The organism is Leifsonia sp. HAY1-4F, from assembly GCF_056755275.1.
Genome location: NZ_JBNDHX010000504.1, coordinates 1 through 245, shown reverse-complemented (window position 1 = coordinate 245; position 245 = coordinate 1). Strand labels below are relative to the sequence as shown.

At 64.9% G+C, this 245-nt stretch carries 1 protein-coding gene; it reads left to right on the top strand.

The genetic code is table 11. The features are described from left to right. Window positions 1-245: DoxX family protein (locus ACPYOG_RS20300; RefSeq protein WP_481295884.1), on the top strand; the 245-nt coding region annotated here is incomplete at both ends.

Sequence of the window (245 nt, the reverse complement as noted above, 5' to 3'; positions counted from 1 at the left end):
CCACAGCCCTGACCATCCTGCGCGTCATTGCAGGATTTCTCTTCGCCGCGCACGGTTGGCAGAAGTTCAACGAATTCACCATCGCCGGCACCCAGGCATCCTTCACCCAGATGGGTGTGCCCGGCGCTTCCGTAGTGGCTCCGATCGTGGCGACCCTGGAGCTGGTGGGCGGCGTCGCACTGATCCTCGGCCTCCTGACCCGCGTCTTCGCAGCACTCCTGGCCATCGACATGCTGGGCGCACTC